This window comes from Sphingomonas sp. S1-29, assembly GCF_026167545.1.
In the GTDB taxonomy this organism is placed as follows: Bacteria; Pseudomonadota; Alphaproteobacteria; order Sphingomonadales; family Sphingomonadaceae; genus Sphingomonas.
Genome location: NZ_CP110678.1, coordinates 1,203,444 through 1,218,161, shown reverse-complemented (window position 1 = coordinate 1,218,161; position 14,718 = coordinate 1,203,444). Strand labels below are relative to the sequence as shown.

Below are 14,718 nucleotides of genomic sequence, written 5' to 3'. Positions count from 1 at the left end.
CGCCGTCCCCCGCGCAAGCGGGTTGCGGGAAGGACGGCCAGAAACCTGTGGACGGTTGCTCAAATCGCGGGCGGCGGTGCCAGCTTGGCTTCGAGCGCGTCGATCCGGGCTTTCAGCACGTCGTTCTCGTCGCGCGCGGCGGCGGCCATCGCCTTGACCGCGTCGAACTCGTCGCGCGCGACGAAGTCGAGCCCGCCGATCCATTCGCGCGCACGCTCGCGCGCGGCGCCTTCGGCCTCGCGCCCCATGCCGGCGATGGTGCCCGCGGCGCCATTCAGGATCTTGGCGAAATCGTCGAACAGGCGGTTTTCGGTCTGCATGATTCTATCCTCGAAGCGTTCAAAGCTCGATTTGGGTGGACGCGCCCGATGGCACAAGGGTTTCGCCATAGGGATTGAGCCGATCGATCTCCCACGACAGCAGCAGCGCGAAGCTGATCCAGCACAGATACGGCGCCATCAGCCACGCCGCCAGGCTGCGCACGCGCCCGAACGCGAAGGTGGTGGCGATCGCCAGCACCAGGATGGCCGCGATATGAATCACCGCAAAGCTCACCAGATGCGCGCCGAAGAACAGCGGCGCCCAGGCGAGGTTCACCAGCAACTGCAGGACGAATAACCCGATCGCTAGCCCGCGCCCGCGTGCCCGGCGCGCGTTGAGGATGATCGCCAGCGCGAGGCCCATCAGCACGTACAACGTGGTCCACGCGACAGGGAACGCCCAACCGGGCGGCTGCCATTCGGGTTTGGCGAGCGCCATGTACCAGGCGTTTTCCGAGCCCGTCGGCGCAATCCGGCCCGACAGGAACCCCAACAACACGACTGCGGGAACGGTAACCACCGCCCAGCGCAGGAAGGATAGTCGCAACTGGCCCCGTGACGCTAATTCGCGCATGCCGTTCCTTCTCGTCGAACCGCATCCGCGCGGCGCTCCGCCCTAAACCAAGACGCCGGGCGATGAAATGATCCGTATCGCACCGCGATGGGACGATTTTTTCAGACGCACCCGCCAATTCCGTTGGCACTGAGCTTGTCGAAATGCCGATCTTCTTGATCGCCCGAAATTTACGCTTGGGTCGCCTTTAAGTCGGGCAAGCTGGCGGCGATCAGGAACTCGACATTCCCCTCGGGCCCGGTGATCGGGCTCTCGACCACCCCCTCGACCGTCCAGCCGATCCCGGCCAGCCAGCCCGCGACCTCGTCGCACACCCGCGCATGGATCGCTGGATCGCGCACGACGCCGCCCTTGCCGACCTCGCCGCGCCCCGCCTCGAACTGTGGCTTGATCAGCGCCAGCAGCCGGCCGCCGGGGCGAACGAACGACAGCGGCCGGTCGAGCACCTTGGCAAGCCCGATGAAGCTAGCGTCGCACACCACCAGGTCGATCGGTTCGGCGATGTGCGCGGCGGTCAGGATCCGCGCGCTGGTCTGTTCGTGGACCACCACGCGCGCATCCTGCCGCAGCTTCCACGCGAGCTGGTTGGTCCCCGAATCGATCGCATAGACCCGCGCCGCGCCGTTGGTGAGCATCACATCGGTGAACCCGCCGGTCGACGACCCGACATCGATCGCCACCGCGCCCTCGACCCCCCAGCCGAAATGCACCAGCGCGTGCGCCAGCTTCACCCCGCCGCGCGACACCCAGGGATGGTCGCGCCCGCGCACGTCGAGCACCACGTCTTCGGCCATCGCCTGGCCCGGCTTCTCCACCTTGCGATCACCCGCGAACACCAGCCCCGCCATCACCAGCGCCTGTGCGCGCGTGCGGCTTTCGGCGAGCCCGCGATCGACGAGCATCTGGTCCACGCGCATCTTGGGCATTAGTTAGCTCTCGCGATCGCTGCGCTTGGAAGCGAGCGGTTTCCGATCGACCGGGTCAATATCCCAGCCGCACCAGCTTCGCCTTGCGCGTCGTCAGCTTGGCCAGCACGCTGTCATGCCCCGCCAGATGCCCCGCGCCGACCGCCATGAACACCGTCCCCGGCGTCTCGAGCCTTTTTTCGATCCAGTCGGCCCAGCGTTCGTTGCGGTCGTTGAGCAGCACCTTGGCGACTTCGCGGCTCTCGCGCAGGCTGTCGTTCATCAGCTTGCCCAGCGCCTCGGGGTCGCCTTTCGCCCATGCACCGACCATCGTCTTGATCATCGGCCCCAGCCCGTCGAGCTCGTCGACCGTCGATACCAGCAGCTTCACCTGCGCCGGCTGCGATAACGCGTCGAAAAAGCCCAATTGCTCCTCGGCGGTTTCGAGCCCGATCACCGTCTTGCCCGCCGCCTTGGCCGCCGCGCTCACCTGCGCCTCGACCCCCTGGGTGGGGTCATAGCCCAGCTTCTGCAGCGGCAGCAGGCTGAGGTTGACCGAGGCGAACCACGGATCGAGCCGGTCGAACGCGTTGGCGGGCAGCCCCAGCCCGGTCACCGCCTTGGCATAGGCCTCGCGCTTGTCGGCGGGCAGCTTTTCGGTCAGCGTCGGCCCGGTCGGATTGACCGCCAGTTTCATGATGAGCCCCTGCATCGCCGCCGGCTCGGGCGTCACCAGCTCGAGCACGACCTGGTCGCTCTGGTCGAACGCGCGGCGCACCGCATCGTCGAACCACGACAGGCCGGGTTTCAGGACATGGATCGTGCCGAACAGATAGATCGTCGTGTCCTCGTCGCGCACCGCCCACAAGGCGGGATCGGCATCGACCGAGGCTGGTCCGGCGGCGGCGGGGGGTGCCGCGGTGAGCGCCGGCGCGGCGGGCGCGGTCTGCGCGGCCGCGATCGTGGGCAGCGCGGCGAGCCAGAGCGCCGTTCCTACCTTCAGCAACGTCATTTTCATCGTCATTCTCCCTGCGATCGCGCCGCGATCAGTTGCGATATTTGAGCCAGCCATAGCTGATCGCCGTGACGATCATGGTGGCCATGAAAATGGTCTCGCCGTTCGGCGCCGGAACTAGCGCGCCTTTCCACAACGTCCACCACGCGGGGTAGGTAAGCGCGTACATGTTGAGGCCGATCATCGACGCCAGCATATTGTCGCGGCGATCGAGCTCATCGGTGCTCTGCCAATAGCGCAGCCCGCCCCATAGGATCGCGACGATGCCAAGGACGACCGCACCGATCGCAAAGGCGGGTGGCAGTGCTCCGACACCGGCCACCGGTCCCTTGGCGTCGTCTTCGAGCAGCGCCATGACCAGTCCGGTGACAAAACCCGCCGCAGCCAACGCAGCGAAAAGGCGCCGAATGCGTCGCTGCCGCAACCGCGCCGCCTGTTCCCCGGTGCCGATCGAACCGTCACGCATCTTCACCCCCATGCTCGTCATCGAAAATCTCCTCGATCGGGGCATCGAACAGGCGTGCGATCTTGAAGGCCAGCGGCAACGAGGGGTCGTATTTCCCCGTCTCGATCGCGTTCACCGCCTGACGCGACACCCCCAGCCGGCCGCCAAGCTCGGCTTGGCTCCAGTCGCGTTCGGCGCGCAGCACTTTCAGGCGATTTTTCATCCACACTCCGGCTGGTTCCCCTGCCATGTCTAGCTGACCTTATGTCAGGCGACCATGACAAAATGCCACATCATGCGAAGATGTCAAGCGTCCATGACTAAAGGTCGTGGTTGCATGACGTGGGCGGTCACGCAGCCGCGTCGAACTTGTCGCGTTTCCTCTGTCCGAACAGCAGCTTGCGCTCGAGGTGCAGCCGAACCGCGGCATAATAGGCGTCGAGGAACTGGCGGTCGTCGGGCATGTCGTCGCGCCCGATCCGCCGCCGAATCGCCGCCGCGACGGTAGTGATCGAATCGCGGTCGCTCCGCCGCAGCACTTCCTCGAGCTTCTGCAGCTCATATTGGCCGTATGCGTCGAGCTCGGCATCGCTGAAGGGCGTCGTTGCCGCGATCGGGGCGGCGGCGAGCAGGTCGGCACCGATCCGTCGCCGCTGCGTCTCGATCACCCAGGTCCCCGCGATCAGGTCGCCCGCGCGCAGCCGGTCGCGGTTGAAGGCGGGGAAGAACAGAAAGATCGCTGCCCACAGCAACCCCGCCGCGCCCGCCCAGCGGTCGCCGATCCCCTGCGATGCGCTATAGGCGGTGAACATCAGCGGCAGGAAGATCTCGATCTCGCGCATCAGGTTGCGCGCGACGATCGCGCCGCCGGTCAGCCGCCCGCCATCGCGCGCGATCACCCGCAGCCGCATCACCCGCTTGCCGAGCGTCGCCGCGCGCGCACCGCTTTCGGACAGGATGAAATAGAAGTTCCGCAACGCGAAGAAGCCTAGCATCCACAGGATCAGCAACAGGCTGCCGAACGCGCTGCCCAGGCCGGCATGGAAGGCGAACAGCGCCAGCGTCGTGCCGATCAGGATCGCCAGCATCACCAGCGCATCGATGATGAACGCCCCCGCACGCGCACCCGACCCCGCGAGCTTGAGCTGCAGCGTCACTCCCTCGGGCGTCACCAGCCGCCGTTCGAGCCCGATTCGCTTAGCCTTGGCCACGCGCCCGCCCTCCGAACGCGAAATACGCCACCCATCCCGCGAGCATCGTCAGCGCGATCGCAAACCTTGCTTCGTCGGTGCGCACCAACTGCCGGGCAAAGCCTTCGAGCAGCCCCGCCACCAGCAGCATCACCACCACGCCGATCATCGCGATCGCCGCGCGCCGCCCCGCCTCCGACGCTGCCGCCATCCGCGTGCGCTGCTCGGGAAACGCCACGGCGCGCCCGATATGGAACCCCGCGCCCGCCGAAATCAGGATCGCGAAAATCTCGGTGGTGCCGTGGATCGACAGCCAGCCGAGCAGCCCCCAGCCGAGCCCATGCGGGACATAGACCGCGAAGAACGCTCCCATCAGCGCGCCGTTCGACGCCAGCAGCAGCATCGTCGGCACCCCGAAGGCAAAGCCCAGCGCGAAGACCAGGATCGAGATCTGCGCATTGTGCGTGAACAATTGCGTCGCGAACACCTCGAGCCCGCTATCCTTCGGCGCGCCGTACAGCGTATCGCGCAGGAACGCGGCGCTCGCCTCCATATTGCGCCCGCTCGCCATGCCTTCGTCGACGATGCCGGCGAACCAGGCGGGGTCGGCGACGACCAAGGCATAGCCCGCCACGGCGCTCGCCGCGAACAGCGCCAGCGCGAGCAAGATTTCGGGCACCATCCGGCGCACCGCTTGCGGCCAGCCGCGCGCGAAGAAGCCGAGCAGCTGGCGCCGCATCGGCGTTCGCCCGCTGTACAAGATGAAATAGGCGCGGGTCGCCAGGCTCTCGAGATAGCCGACAAGGCTCGCGTCGAGCGAGGTTTCGCGCGCGATCGACAGCGCCGACAAGGTCGCGCGGTACAGGCGTGGCAGCTCGACCAGTTCGTCGGATGACAGGCGCTTGGCCGATCGTTTCTCGACGATGTCGAGCAATGCCTCGAGCCGAGCCCAATCGCCCTCGCGCTCGGCGCGGAAATTGCGCGTGGTGAAGAAGGGGGTGGTCATCGATCCTGCGCTTCGCGGCGGTGCAACCTACCTCCGTCATGCCGGGCTCGACCCGGCATCCAGGTGAGACAGTCGCCCCCGGCGTCCGGCACGCGGTACGCGTCGCGCCTGGACCCCGGATCAAGTCCGGGGTGACGCTCCTCTGAGCGCATCGTCCGCAGCCCCATCACCCGCGCTCCCGCAGCGCCAGATACCGCTCGACCAGCACCAGCGGCATCGCGTGCGGATCGGCCTCGATCAGCTCGATCCCCAGCCGCTTCACCCGCTCGATCACGATCCGCCGCTCGCGCAGCAGCGCCTGCGCGACATTTGCGTGCGTCACATCGTCGGCGCTCGCAGGCCGCGCCGCGACGAAGCCTTCGAGCTCGACATCGTGGAACAGCACGAACAGCACGCGGTGCCGCTTGAGCAGCCGCTGGCCCGCCGCGAGCAGCAATTCGGCGGCGGTGGGATCGGTGAATTCGGTGAAGATCACCACCAACGACCGCCGGTCGAGCCGTTGGTCGAGCGCGGTCAGCGACAGCGTGTAGTTGCTCTCGCCCGTCCCGTAATCGATGTCGGCGGCATGCGCGTGGAGGTTCGCGAAGCTGCGCGCGCCGGTCAGCGATCCACTGTCGACTTGCGGCCGCGCGGCGAAACCGAACAGCCGCACCCGGTCGCCCGATTTGAGCGCGACGAACGCCGCGAGCAGCGCCGCCGACACCGCGCGATCGACCCGCGGCACCCCCTCGACCGGATCGGCCATCGCGCGCCCCGAATCGATCGCCAGCACCACGGCATGGTCGCGCTCGGTGCGATATTCGCGCGCCTGCAGCGACAAATGCCGCGCCGATGCCTTCCAGTCGATCGCGCGGCGCTGCATCCCCGGCTGGAAATCGGTCAGTGCCTGGAATTCCTGTCCGTCGCCGCTTTCGGTGCGCATCCGGCTGCCGAACTGCGTGCTGCGCAGATATTGCCGCATCCCCTGTTCGCGCGTCGGGCGGATGTCGGGGACGACGCGGATCGCGGTGTCGGTGGCGATCTTGCGTTGCCGCCACGCGAAACCGAGCGGGCCGCGGCGGCGCGCCCAAAGCGCCGAGACACGCGCGGTGCCGCGGCGTGGGGCGGTGTAGGATAGCGCGCCATCCTCGCTGCCGTCTGATTGCTGGGGGATATCCTCTCCCCGTTCGCCCTGAGCTTGTCGAAGGGCCGTTCTGTTCTTCGAAGCGAAGGACGGTGCTTCGACAAGCTCAGCACGAACGCGGAGGGGATGGGGTGTCCTCTCGAGTGGCGCGCTCACCTCAGCCGCAAATTCCGCCGCCACCCCACCCGCAATCGCAGGCGCAAGCAAAACCCGCCCCCCCACCGGCACCATCGCCGGTGCGTCCACCGTCGCCGCACCCGCCAGCGAAGGCGCAAGCAACCCGTCGACGAACACCGCCGCGACCACGACCACCACCCAACCAATCGCCGCGACCCAGCCGCCGGGCACCGCCACCCCCAGCGCCAGCGCCACCGGCGCCGCCACCGCGACCAGCATCGCCGCGCGCTGGGTGGGGTAGATCAACGCGGCGCCTCGGTCGCCTCGATCAGCTCGGCGACGACGTCGTCGACCTGCCGCCCGTCGATCTCGGCGGCGGGTGACAGCAGGATGCGGTGGCGCAGCAGCGCGGGGGCCAGCGCCTTCACATCGTCGGGGATCACATAATCGCGCCCGTCGAGCGCCGCCGCCGCGCGCGCCGCGCCGGCCAGCGCCGATGCCGCGCGCGGCGATGCCCCACTCGCGCAATCGCGATGCGTCCGCGTCGCGCGCACCAAAGCGACGATATAGTCGATCACCGGATCGGCGAGCGTCACCCCGCGCACCGCCTCGATCGCGGCGGCCACCTGCGCTGCGCTAGCGATCTCGCCGACGCCGCTGTCCTCGGGCCGCGGCGTGCCGGTGCGCTTGCCGTACTGCGCGACGATCGCGCGTTCGCTCGCCTCCGAAGGATAGCCGATCGCGATCTTGAACAGGAACCGGTCGAGCTGCGCCTCGGGCAGCGGATACACCCCCTGCTGCTCGATCGGATTCTGCGTCGCCAGCACGGTGAAGCGCTCGGACAGTCGCTCGGTCCGCCCGTCGAGCGTGATCGCGCGCTCCTGCATCGCCTCGAGCAGCGCTGCCTGCGTCTTGGGCGGGGTGCGGTTGATCTCGTCGGCCAGCAGCAATTCGCAAAAGACCGGCCCGCGGGTCAGCTCGAACTGGCTGGTCTGGAAATTGAACAAATTCGATCCGACGATGTCGCCGGGCATCAGATCGGGGGTGAACTGGATCCGCCCGAAATCGAGTCCCGTCGTGCGCGCGAAGCTCTGCGCCAGCAGCGTCTTGGCGGTGCCCGGCGCCCCTTCGAGCAGTACGTGCCCCGCCGAGAAAAGCGCGACCAGCAGGAAGCGAACGACGTCGCGCTGGTCGACCACCGCCTTGGCGATTTCGGCGTCGATCGCCTCGCCGAGGCTGCGGACTTCGTCGAGGATCATGCTGTCTCCTGTCGCCAGTCGTGCAGGCCTTGCGCCGCCGACACTAATTCGCTTTCGTTGCCTGCGCGCCGCAGCCTTTGGTCACGCGCGGCATAGCCCGGCCGCTGCGCCTCGATCCACGCCGCCAGCGACTCGCCGTGCAGATGCCCCGGCGCGCGCATCCGCTGCCCCAGCCAGTCGCGCATCGTGTCGGCATAGGCGCCGCCGCCCGCGCCCGCCTTGCCCGCCGCGCGCGTGAGCGCCGCCACGGTGTCGAGCAACGCCGCCTTGCCGAACGCCAGCGCGCGCACGTCGCGCAGCGGCGGCCCGAAGCGCGCGATGCTCGCCCAGCCCGCGAGCGCGGCGGCGGCGAGCAAGGCGATCGTCACCGCGATGAAGGGCGGGGTGAACATCAGCTTCACCAGGTTGCGGTCGCCGGGGCGGTAATGCAGCGTCAGGTCGAACGCGATCCGCCCCGGCGCGGCGATCCCCATCCATTCGAGCACGGCGACCATCGCCACAGCGTTACGCGGATCGCGCATGCCGTAATTGTTCGCCAGATCAGGATCGGCAAGGATGTAGGTGTCGCTGCCCGCGACGCGCGCGAGCAACGCACCGCCGCGGTTGATCGACACCAACGGCGTGATCGCGCGCCCGCTGATCGTCGCGGGCCGCTCGACCGGACCGAAGCTCGGCAGGTCGTTCTGGTTCTGCGGACGGCGCACCCCCGGCATCCGGTCGTACCTGGTCTCGGCGACGTTGCTCAGCATCGCGCCGATCCGCCCCGCGCCGAAATCGATCGCATCGGTCCGCCGTTCGCGCGTGCCCGTCAGCCCGTCGCGCTCGGTCTGCCATTTGGGCAGGATGATCAGCGTCGGATGCTCGATGCGCTGGCGGACGATCTCGCCCAGATCGGCGGCGGTGACGCTGCGATCGGGGGTCAGGATCAGCAAATCGTCGGTGGCATAGTCCCCGCGCTCGCGCAGCATCCGCACCTCGAAGCCCGGCGTCCGCGCGAGGATGTCGTGCAGCGCCTGGAACCCCGTCGCGCCCTTGGCGGCGGGGCCGGGGACGCGCCCCACCTGCCGGTTGATGTCCTCGCCGAACCCCGACAGCAGCAGGAAGCCCAGCAGCAGCACCGCGCCGAGCACCGTCAGCACGATCCCCGCGCGCGGCCCGAACGGGGTGGGGTTGGCCGCCGTCACCGCATCGCTCACAGCGCGAACGCCGCATAATCGTCGCGCGCGCGCTGCCAGTCGGCAGCCCCCAGCGGCCGCCGCGCGAACAGCCCGCGCTCGACCAAGGCGACGATCCGCGCGAACACCGCGCGCGCATTGCCCGGCAGCGCATCGACCGCGGCGATGTCGCGCGACGTCAGCGAGGGGCGCACCACCCCGCCGCGCCAGCGCTCGATATCCTCGATGCTGCGGTGGAGCAGCAGCCGCACCGCCTCGTCATAGCGCGCCGCCCCCGCCAGCGCCTCGGCCTCGGCAAGCAGCGCGCGCGCCGCCCCTGCTTCGGGCCGCCAGCCTTCCTCGGCCACCGGCGCGGGCCGCCGCCGCAGCCGCTCGAGCACCCAGGCGCGCGCCGGCGGGAACAGGCTGATCACCAGGATCGCCGCCAACACCGCCAGCATTCCCCAGAAGATCACTTCCCACACCGGTCCCAGTCCGACGAAGAAGCGCTGCAACGCCTCGCCCAGCGCGGTCAGCCAGGGCGACTCGGGGTCGGGCTCGATCCGTCGCCACGGAAAGTCGAACTGGATTTCGGAGTCCGCGCGCACGGCCGCATGCGCCGCGCGGATCGCGGCTTCGTCGGGCACGGGGGCGGGTGGGGGCAATCGCGACTCCGCAAGCTGCCGGCGCGGCAACGCGTGCCTTTTGCGGCACTTCGCGATTTACACGCAATGGTTTTCGCTCCACCCTGCACGCTCAAGGGGGCGAGTTGTTCACGATCATCATTCTCGCATTCCTGCTGCTTGCGGCGGCGCTGGCGGTCGCGATCGGCATGGCGATGCGCAATGCCGCCAATCGCGGCTGGAGCTTCGAATTGTCGCGGGTGATCGGCGATGCGTTCGGCGCGATCGCGCAGGCGCCGCTGCTGTTCGCGGTGACGGTGCTCGTCAGCGGTGCGGCACCGATGGTCGGGGCGCTGCTGCTGATCGGTGTTTCGGACGTCAGCCAGGTGCCGTCCTTCTTCTCGGCGATGCTCGTCGGACTTGCGGCGCTCGCGATCGGCCAGCTCGGCAATCTGCTGCTGGTCGCCGCCACGCTCGACCTGCTCGACCGCCAGCCGATCGACCTGCCGCGCCTCGTCGCGCGCGTGTTGCCGCGCATCCCCTCGGCGGTGCTGCTGCTGATCCTCTTCTGGTTCGCGATCGGCATCGGCTTCGTGTTCTTCATCATCCCCGCGCTCGTGCTGACCTGCCTGTGGTTCGTCGTCACCCCCGCGATGGTCGCCGAGCGGCTCGGCGCCTTCGCCAGCTTCGCGCGCAGCGCAGAGCTCACTGCGGGGGTGCGCTGGCAATTGCTGCTGCTGCTGGTGATCGGCGCGATCTTCTGGCTGGTGGCGCAGGCGATGATCGGCGGGATCGCCGCGATCACCGGCGATGGCCAGGGCGCGAGCGTCCTCTATACCGTCCTCACCGCCTTGCTCGGCATGATCCCGCCCGCGGTGGTGGCATCGGCCTATCACACGCTGCGCACCCAGAAGGAGGGGCTGCGCGGCGACGATCTCGAACAGGTGTTTGCCTGAATGATACAGACGACAGGGAGACTGCAACGACATGCGTAGCGCGATCACGATCCTGGCCGCGGTCGGCCTCGCCGGCTGTGCCGCCAATGGCGCCGGCGCGCCCAAGACGGCGTCCTTCGGCGCCAAGGCGCCCGCCCCCGGCATGGGCAAGGGTTTCGACCACAACCCTTATCCCTCGACCTACCGCGCCTATCCCGGCCTGCCGACGCTCATCACCAACGTGACGATCCTCGATGGCGAGGGCGGACGGATCGACAATGGCGCGGTGCTGTTCCGCGAGGGCAAGATCGTCGAGGTCGGCCAGCAGATCGCCGCCGCCGACGCGCAGGTGATCGACGGGCAGGGCAAATGGGTCACCCCCGGGATCATCGACGTCCATAGCCATCTCGGCGACTATCCCTCGCCCGGCGTGCAGGCGCATTCCGACGGCAACGAAGCGACCGCGCCGATCACCGCCGAAGTCTGGGCCGAACATTCGGTCTGGCCGCAGGACCCCGGCTTCAGCCGCGCGCTCGCCAATGGCGGGGTGACCACGCTCCAGATCCTGCCCGGCTCGGCGAACCTGATGGGCGGCCGCGCGGTGACGCTCAAGAACGTCTATGCGCGCACGATGCAGGGGATGAAGTTCCCCGATGCGCCCTATGGCTTCAAGATGGCCTGCGGCGAGAACCCCAAGCGCGTCTATGGCGGCAAGGGCCGCGCGCCCTCGACCCGCATGGGCAATGTCGCAGTAAACCGCGCGACCTGGGCCAAGGCCAAGGAATATGGGCGCAAATGGGACAAGTACGAAACCGACGGCGGCGAGGCCCCGGTGCGCGACATCCAGCTCGATACGCTGCGCGGCGTGATGTCGGGCGAAATCCTCGTCCACAACCATTGCTACCGCGCCGATGAGATGGCCATCGTCATGGATATGGCCAAGGAGTTCGGCTACAAGGTCACGGCGTTCCACCACGCGGTCGAAAGCTACAAGATCGCCGACCTGCTCAAGGCCAATGGCGCCTGCTCGGCGGTGTGGGCCGACTGGTACGGCTTCAAGATGGAAAGCTACGACGCGGTCACCGAAAACCTCGCGATCCTAGAAAATGAGGGCGCGTGCGCGATGATCCATTCGGACGACGCCAACGGCATCCAGCGCCTCAACCAGGAAGTCGCCAAGGTATGGCACGCCGCGCGCCGCGCGGGCATGGACATCTCGAAGGAGCGCGCCTGGCGCTGGCTCGGCATCGGCCCTGCCGCCGCGCTCGGCGTCGCCGACAAGACCGGCAGCCTCAAGCCCGGCAAAATGGCCGATGTCGTGTTGTGGAACGGCGATCCCTTCAGCGTCTACACCCGCCCCGAGCGCGTCTGGATCGACGGCGCGCTGATGTACGACGCCAACAACCCCAAGATGCGACCGGTATCTGATTTTGAGCTCGGCCAGCCCGGCGAAGGAGACACCAAGTAATGCGCGCTTTTGCTTTTGCGGCGGCATTGCTCGCCGGTACCACCCTTGCAGTGGCGGTTCCCGCCGCTGCGCAGGACGTCGTCATCACCAACGCCAAGCTGGCCATCGGTGACGGCTCGGCCCCGATCGAGGGCGGCACCGTCGTCATTCGCGGCGGCCGCGTCGTCTCGGCGGGCGCGGGTGGAGCGGCCCCTGCCGGCGGTCGCACGATTGATGCCGGCGGCCGCTGGGTATCGCCCGGCATCGTCGCTGGGTTCAGCCGGATGGGGATCATCGAGGTCGACGGCGTCAGCGAGACCAATGATTCCTCGGCGCCGCGCTCGCCCTTCAACGCCGCGCTCGACGTCGCCTCGGCGGTGAACCCGCTATCGGGGCCGATCGCGGTCAACCGCGCCGAGGGGATCACCCGCGCGATCGTCGCGCCCGATCCACGCGGCTCGATCTTCGCGGGGCAGGGCGCGGTCATCGACCTTGGCAGCGACATGAACCCGGTCACGCGCGGCCAGGCGTTCCAGTTCATGGAATGGGGCCAGACCGGCGCCGAACAGGCGGGGGGCAGCCGCCCCGCCGCAATGGCGATGCTGCGCAACGCCTTGTTCGAGGCGCGCACCTACGCCGCCAACCCCGCGAGCTACAATGATCGCGGCAAGGACGCGTTGCTCACCCGCGCCGACGCGCAGGCGCTGGGGCCGGTGCTGCGCGGCGAAATGCCGTTGCTGGTCCATGCCGAGCGCGCGTCGGACATTCTCACGATCATCGCGCTCAAGCGCGAATTCCCCGCGCTTAAGCCGGTGCTCGTCGGCGCGACCGAGGGCTGGATGGTCGCGCGCGAAATCGCCGCCGCGCAGATCCCCGTCATCGCCTCGGCGCTCGCCGATCTTCCCGCCTCGTTCGAGCAACTGGCGGCAACCCAGTCGAACATCGGGCGCTTGAAGGCGGCGGGCGTCCTCGTCGGCATCGGCCAGATCAACGACGATGAATCGCGCCAGGCGCGGCTGGTGAAGCAATATGCCGGCAATCTGGTCGCGCTCACCAAAATTCCCGGTGCTGCCGGCCTCAGCTGGGGCGAGGCGTTCGCGACGATCACTTCGAAACCCGCCGAGGCGATCGGCATGGGTGGCGAGATCGGCTCGCTCCGCCCCGGCCGCCGCGGCGACGTGGTGATCTGGGACGGCGACCCGCTCGAAGTCGGCACTGCGGCGACGTCGGTGTTCATCGACGGCGTCGAACAGCCGCTCGAGAACCGCCAGACCCGGCTGCGCCAGCGCTATCTCGATCCCAAGGAAGGCGCGCTGCCCAAGGCCTATCAACACTGACGTCGAAACTTCGGTCGCTATCGCGCGGGCACGGACCTCTAGCCGGGGTTGCGCGTTCGCCAGATAGCGACCAACCGTTGAATCGACCGGACGAACGGTCATGGAAGGAAGAACGATCGTTAAGCAAAGCCGCTTCGGACTGAAGGCGCTTGCCTGTTGTGGCGGCCAACCGGTCAAGAACGGTCCCGGCCGACCGCGCGACCCCGCCAAACAGGACGCAATCATCAGCGCGGCGCGCGAATCCTTCATCGAACGCGGGTTCAACGCCTCGACGATCGAGGACATCGCGCAGCGCGCCGGCGTATCGAAGGTCACGCTCTACAACCGCTTCGGCGACAAGGAGACGTTGTTCGAAGCGGTCATTCGCGGCGAGATGCCGCGGATGGACAGCGCGCTTTCGATCGACGAGCAGGCCGGGCTGTCGCTCGAGGAGCGGCTGAACCTGTTCGGCGAAGGCTTGCTGACCTTCATCTTCCACGAGGATCACGCGGTCTTCGAACGGATGCTCGCGCAGGAGATCACCCAGGTCCCCGCGCTGGCCGAACGCTTCTTCCGCGCCGGGCCTGCCTTGTGTCGCGGGCGGCTCGCCGATTTGATCGCCGAGGGCGATGCCGCCGGGCTGCTCGAGGTCGACGATCCGCAGCGTGCCGCCGAGGATCTCGTCGGCATCTGGAAGGGCTTTTGCGAGATCGAGCTGATGTTCGGGATGATTCCCGAACCGACGCTCGATATGATCCGCGAACGCGCGGCGCGCGGCACCAGCCGCTTCATGCGCGCCTATGCGCCGCGCGGTGCCGACGTCGTTGTCGAAGGAGAAGCGATGTGAAGACCAGCCTATTCATCCCCCTGATCGCCGCGCTGGCGCTCGCCGGCTGCGGCAGCGAACCCGCGCCGGCGCCCGCGCCCGCCAAGCCCAAGGTCGCAAAGGACGGTGTCGATTATCAGGCCGCGGTCGCGGCTCTGCCGGCGGCGCAGCGCAACGGCGTCTTCATCCGCGCGATCCGCGACGCCGGCCTACCGTGTCAGGGCGTCACGTCGAGCGAGCAGCAAGGCGACACCGGCTCGATCTGGCGCGCGCGCTGCGAGGGCGGGGTCGAGCACGTGATCTCGATCGAAGCCGACGGCAACGCCAAGGTGTCGACCCGGGCGATGACGAAGCCATAGCCCAAACGCAAAACCCTCTCCCAAGTGCGGGAGAGGGAGCGAGACTTGGGGGCGCTCTTGCGGCCCCTAGTCGCAGCGGTGAGGGTCTTCTTTTGATCTGAAAA

17 protein-coding genes are annotated in these 14,718 nt (G+C 68.2%); 5 read left to right on the top strand and 12 right to left on the bottom strand.

The window, feature by feature from the left end:
• Positions 1 to 59: 59 nt before the first annotated feature.
• The 12 genes from OKW76_RS05690 to OKW76_RS05635 form a co-directional block, all read right to left on the bottom strand.
• Positions 60 to 320 carry an accessory factor UbiK family protein gene (locus OKW76_RS05690; protein WP_265551910.1) on the bottom strand — a complete coding sequence of 87 codons (261 nt, stop codon included), beginning with the start codon at positions 318 to 320 and terminating at the stop codon, positions 60 to 62.
• 19 nt (positions 321 to 339) lie between these two features.
• Positions 340 to 894: a TspO/MBR family protein gene (locus OKW76_RS05685; protein WP_265551908.1), complete on the bottom strand. Its 555-nt coding sequence runs from the start codon at positions 892 to 894 to the stop codon at positions 340 to 342.
• Between the two features lie 170 nt (positions 895 to 1,064).
• Positions 1,065 to 1,820, bottom strand: a complete 756-nt coding sequence (locus OKW76_RS05680) for a TlyA family RNA methyltransferase (RefSeq protein WP_265551906.1) — start codon at positions 1,818 to 1,820, stop codon at positions 1,065 to 1,067.
• A 55-nt stretch (positions 1,821 to 1,875) separates the two neighbouring features.
• Positions 1,876 to 2,823: a TraB/GumN family protein gene (locus OKW76_RS05675; RefSeq protein ID WP_265551904.1), complete on the bottom strand. Its 948-nt coding sequence runs from the start codon at positions 2,821 to 2,823 to the stop codon at positions 1,876 to 1,878.
• Between the two features lie 22 nt (positions 2,824 to 2,845).
• Positions 2,846 to 3,301, bottom strand: coding sequence for a hypothetical protein (locus tag OKW76_RS05670; protein ID WP_265551902.1), 456 nt, complete (start codon positions 3,299 to 3,301; stop codon positions 2,846 to 2,848).
• The gene (locus OKW76_RS05665; RefSeq protein WP_256507791.1) at positions 3,273 to 3,482 is read right to left on the bottom strand and encodes a helix-turn-helix transcriptional regulator; all 210 of its coding nucleotides are present in this window, start codon (positions 3,480 to 3,482) and stop codon (positions 3,273 to 3,275) included. The genes OKW76_RS05670 and OKW76_RS05665 overlap by 29 nt, the downstream gene beginning before the upstream one ends.
• Positions 3,483 to 3,609: 127 nt before the next feature.
• The gene (locus tag OKW76_RS05660; RefSeq protein ID WP_265551900.1) at positions 3,610 to 4,470 is read right to left on the bottom strand and encodes an RDD family protein; all 861 of its coding nucleotides are present in this window, start codon (positions 4,468 to 4,470) and stop codon (positions 3,610 to 3,612) included.
• Positions 4,457 to 5,455 (bottom strand): stage II sporulation protein M, encoded by a 999-nt coding sequence (locus OKW76_RS05655; RefSeq protein WP_265551898.1) that lies wholly within the window; start codon positions 5,453 to 5,455, stop codon positions 4,457 to 4,459. Before OKW76_RS05655 ends, OKW76_RS05660 begins: the two co-directional genes overlap by 14 nt.
• 166 nt (positions 5,456 to 5,621) lie before the next feature.
• Positions 5,622 to 7,001: a DUF58 domain-containing protein gene (locus OKW76_RS05650; protein ID WP_265551897.1), complete on the bottom strand. Its 1,380-nt coding sequence runs from the start codon at positions 6,999 to 7,001 to the stop codon at positions 5,622 to 5,624.
• Positions 6,998 to 7,954, bottom strand: a complete 957-nt coding sequence (locus tag OKW76_RS05645; RefSeq protein ID WP_265551895.1) for an AAA family ATPase — start codon at positions 7,952 to 7,954, stop codon at positions 6,998 to 7,000. The genes OKW76_RS05650 and OKW76_RS05645 overlap by 4 nt, the downstream gene beginning before the upstream one ends.
• Positions 7,951 to 9,138, bottom strand: coding sequence for a hypothetical protein (locus OKW76_RS05640; RefSeq protein ID WP_265551893.1), 1,188 nt, complete (start codon positions 9,136 to 9,138; stop codon positions 7,951 to 7,953). Before OKW76_RS05640 ends, OKW76_RS05645 begins: the two co-directional genes overlap by 4 nt.
• 8 nt (positions 9,139 to 9,146) lie before the next feature.
• Positions 9,147 to 9,773: a hypothetical protein gene (locus OKW76_RS05635; protein ID WP_265551891.1), complete on the bottom strand. Its 627-nt coding sequence runs from the start codon at positions 9,771 to 9,773 to the stop codon at positions 9,147 to 9,149.
• 104 nt (positions 9,774 to 9,877) lie between these two features.
• Between OKW76_RS05635 and OKW76_RS05630 the strand changes: the two genes are divergently transcribed.
• The 5 genes from OKW76_RS05630 (at position 9,878) to OKW76_RS05610 (ending at position 14,614) form a co-directional block, all read left to right on the top strand.
• Positions 9,878 to 10,687: a hypothetical protein gene (locus tag OKW76_RS05630; protein ID WP_265551889.1), complete on the top strand. Its 810-nt coding sequence runs from the start codon at positions 9,878 to 9,880 to the stop codon at positions 10,685 to 10,687.
• Between the two features lie 31 nt (positions 10,688 to 10,718).
• The gene (locus tag OKW76_RS05625; protein WP_265551887.1) at positions 10,719 to 12,134 is read left to right on the top strand and encodes an amidohydrolase; all 1,416 of its coding nucleotides are present in this window, start codon (positions 10,719 to 10,721) and stop codon (positions 12,132 to 12,134) included.
• The gene (locus OKW76_RS05620) at positions 12,134 to 13,450 is read left to right on the top strand and encodes an amidohydrolase family protein (RefSeq protein WP_265551885.1); all 1,317 of its coding nucleotides are present in this window, start codon (positions 12,134 to 12,136) and stop codon (positions 13,448 to 13,450) included. Before OKW76_RS05625 ends, OKW76_RS05620 begins: the two co-directional genes overlap by 1 nt.
• A 100-nt stretch (positions 13,451 to 13,550) precedes the next feature.
• Entirely contained in the window at positions 13,551 to 14,276 is a 726-nt protein-coding gene (locus OKW76_RS05615; RefSeq protein ID WP_265551883.1) for a TetR/AcrR family transcriptional regulator, read from the top strand.
• The gene (locus tag OKW76_RS05610) at positions 14,273 to 14,614 is read left to right on the top strand and encodes a hypothetical protein (RefSeq protein ID WP_265551881.1); all 342 of its coding nucleotides are present in this window, start codon (positions 14,273 to 14,275) and stop codon (positions 14,612 to 14,614) included. The genes OKW76_RS05615 and OKW76_RS05610 overlap by 4 nt, the downstream gene beginning before the upstream one ends.
• Positions 14,615 to 14,718: the final 104 nt, after the last annotated feature.

What these genes read in the sequence shown, in the direction of transcription:
- OKW76_RS05690 (WP_265551910.1), bottom strand. Translation starts at nt 320, where the DNA reads ATGCAGACCGAAAACCGCCTGTTCGACGATTTCGCCAAGATCCTGAAT.
- OKW76_RS05685 (WP_265551908.1), bottom strand. Translation starts at nt 894, where the DNA reads ATGCGCGAATTAGCGTCACGGGGCCAGTTGCGACTATCCTTCCTGCGC.
- OKW76_RS05680 (WP_265551906.1), bottom strand. Translation starts at nt 1,820, where the DNA reads ATGCCCAAGATGCGCGTGGACCAGATGCTCGTCGATCGCGGGCTCGCC.
- OKW76_RS05675 (WP_265551904.1), bottom strand. Translation starts at nt 2,823, where the DNA reads ATGACGATGAAAATGACGTTGCTGAAGGTAGGAACGGCGCTCTGGCTC.
- OKW76_RS05670 (WP_265551902.1), bottom strand. Translation starts at nt 3,301, where the DNA reads ATGACGAGCATGGGGGTGAAGATGCGTGACGGTTCGATCGGCACCGGG.
- OKW76_RS05665 (WP_256507791.1), bottom strand. Translation starts at nt 3,482, where the DNA reads ATGAAAAATCGCCTGAAAGTGCTGCGCGCCGAACGCGACTGGAGCCAA.
- OKW76_RS05655 (WP_265551898.1), bottom strand. Translation starts at nt 5,455, where the DNA reads ATGACCACCCCCTTCTTCACCACGCGCAATTTCCGCGCCGAGCGCGAG.
- OKW76_RS05645 (WP_265551895.1), bottom strand. Translation starts at nt 7,954, where the DNA reads ATGATCCTCGACGAAGTCCGCAGCCTCGGCGAGGCGATCGACGCCGAA.
- OKW76_RS05625 (WP_265551887.1), top strand. Translation starts at nt 10,719, where the DNA reads ATGCGTAGCGCGATCACGATCCTGGCCGCGGTCGGCCTCGCCGGCTGT.
- OKW76_RS05620 (WP_265551885.1), top strand. Translation starts at nt 12,134, where the DNA reads ATGCGCGCTTTTGCTTTTGCGGCGGCATTGCTCGCCGGTACCACCCTT.
- OKW76_RS05615 (WP_265551883.1), top strand. Translation starts at nt 13,551, where the DNA reads ATGGAAGGAAGAACGATCGTTAAGCAAAGCCGCTTCGGACTGAAGGCG.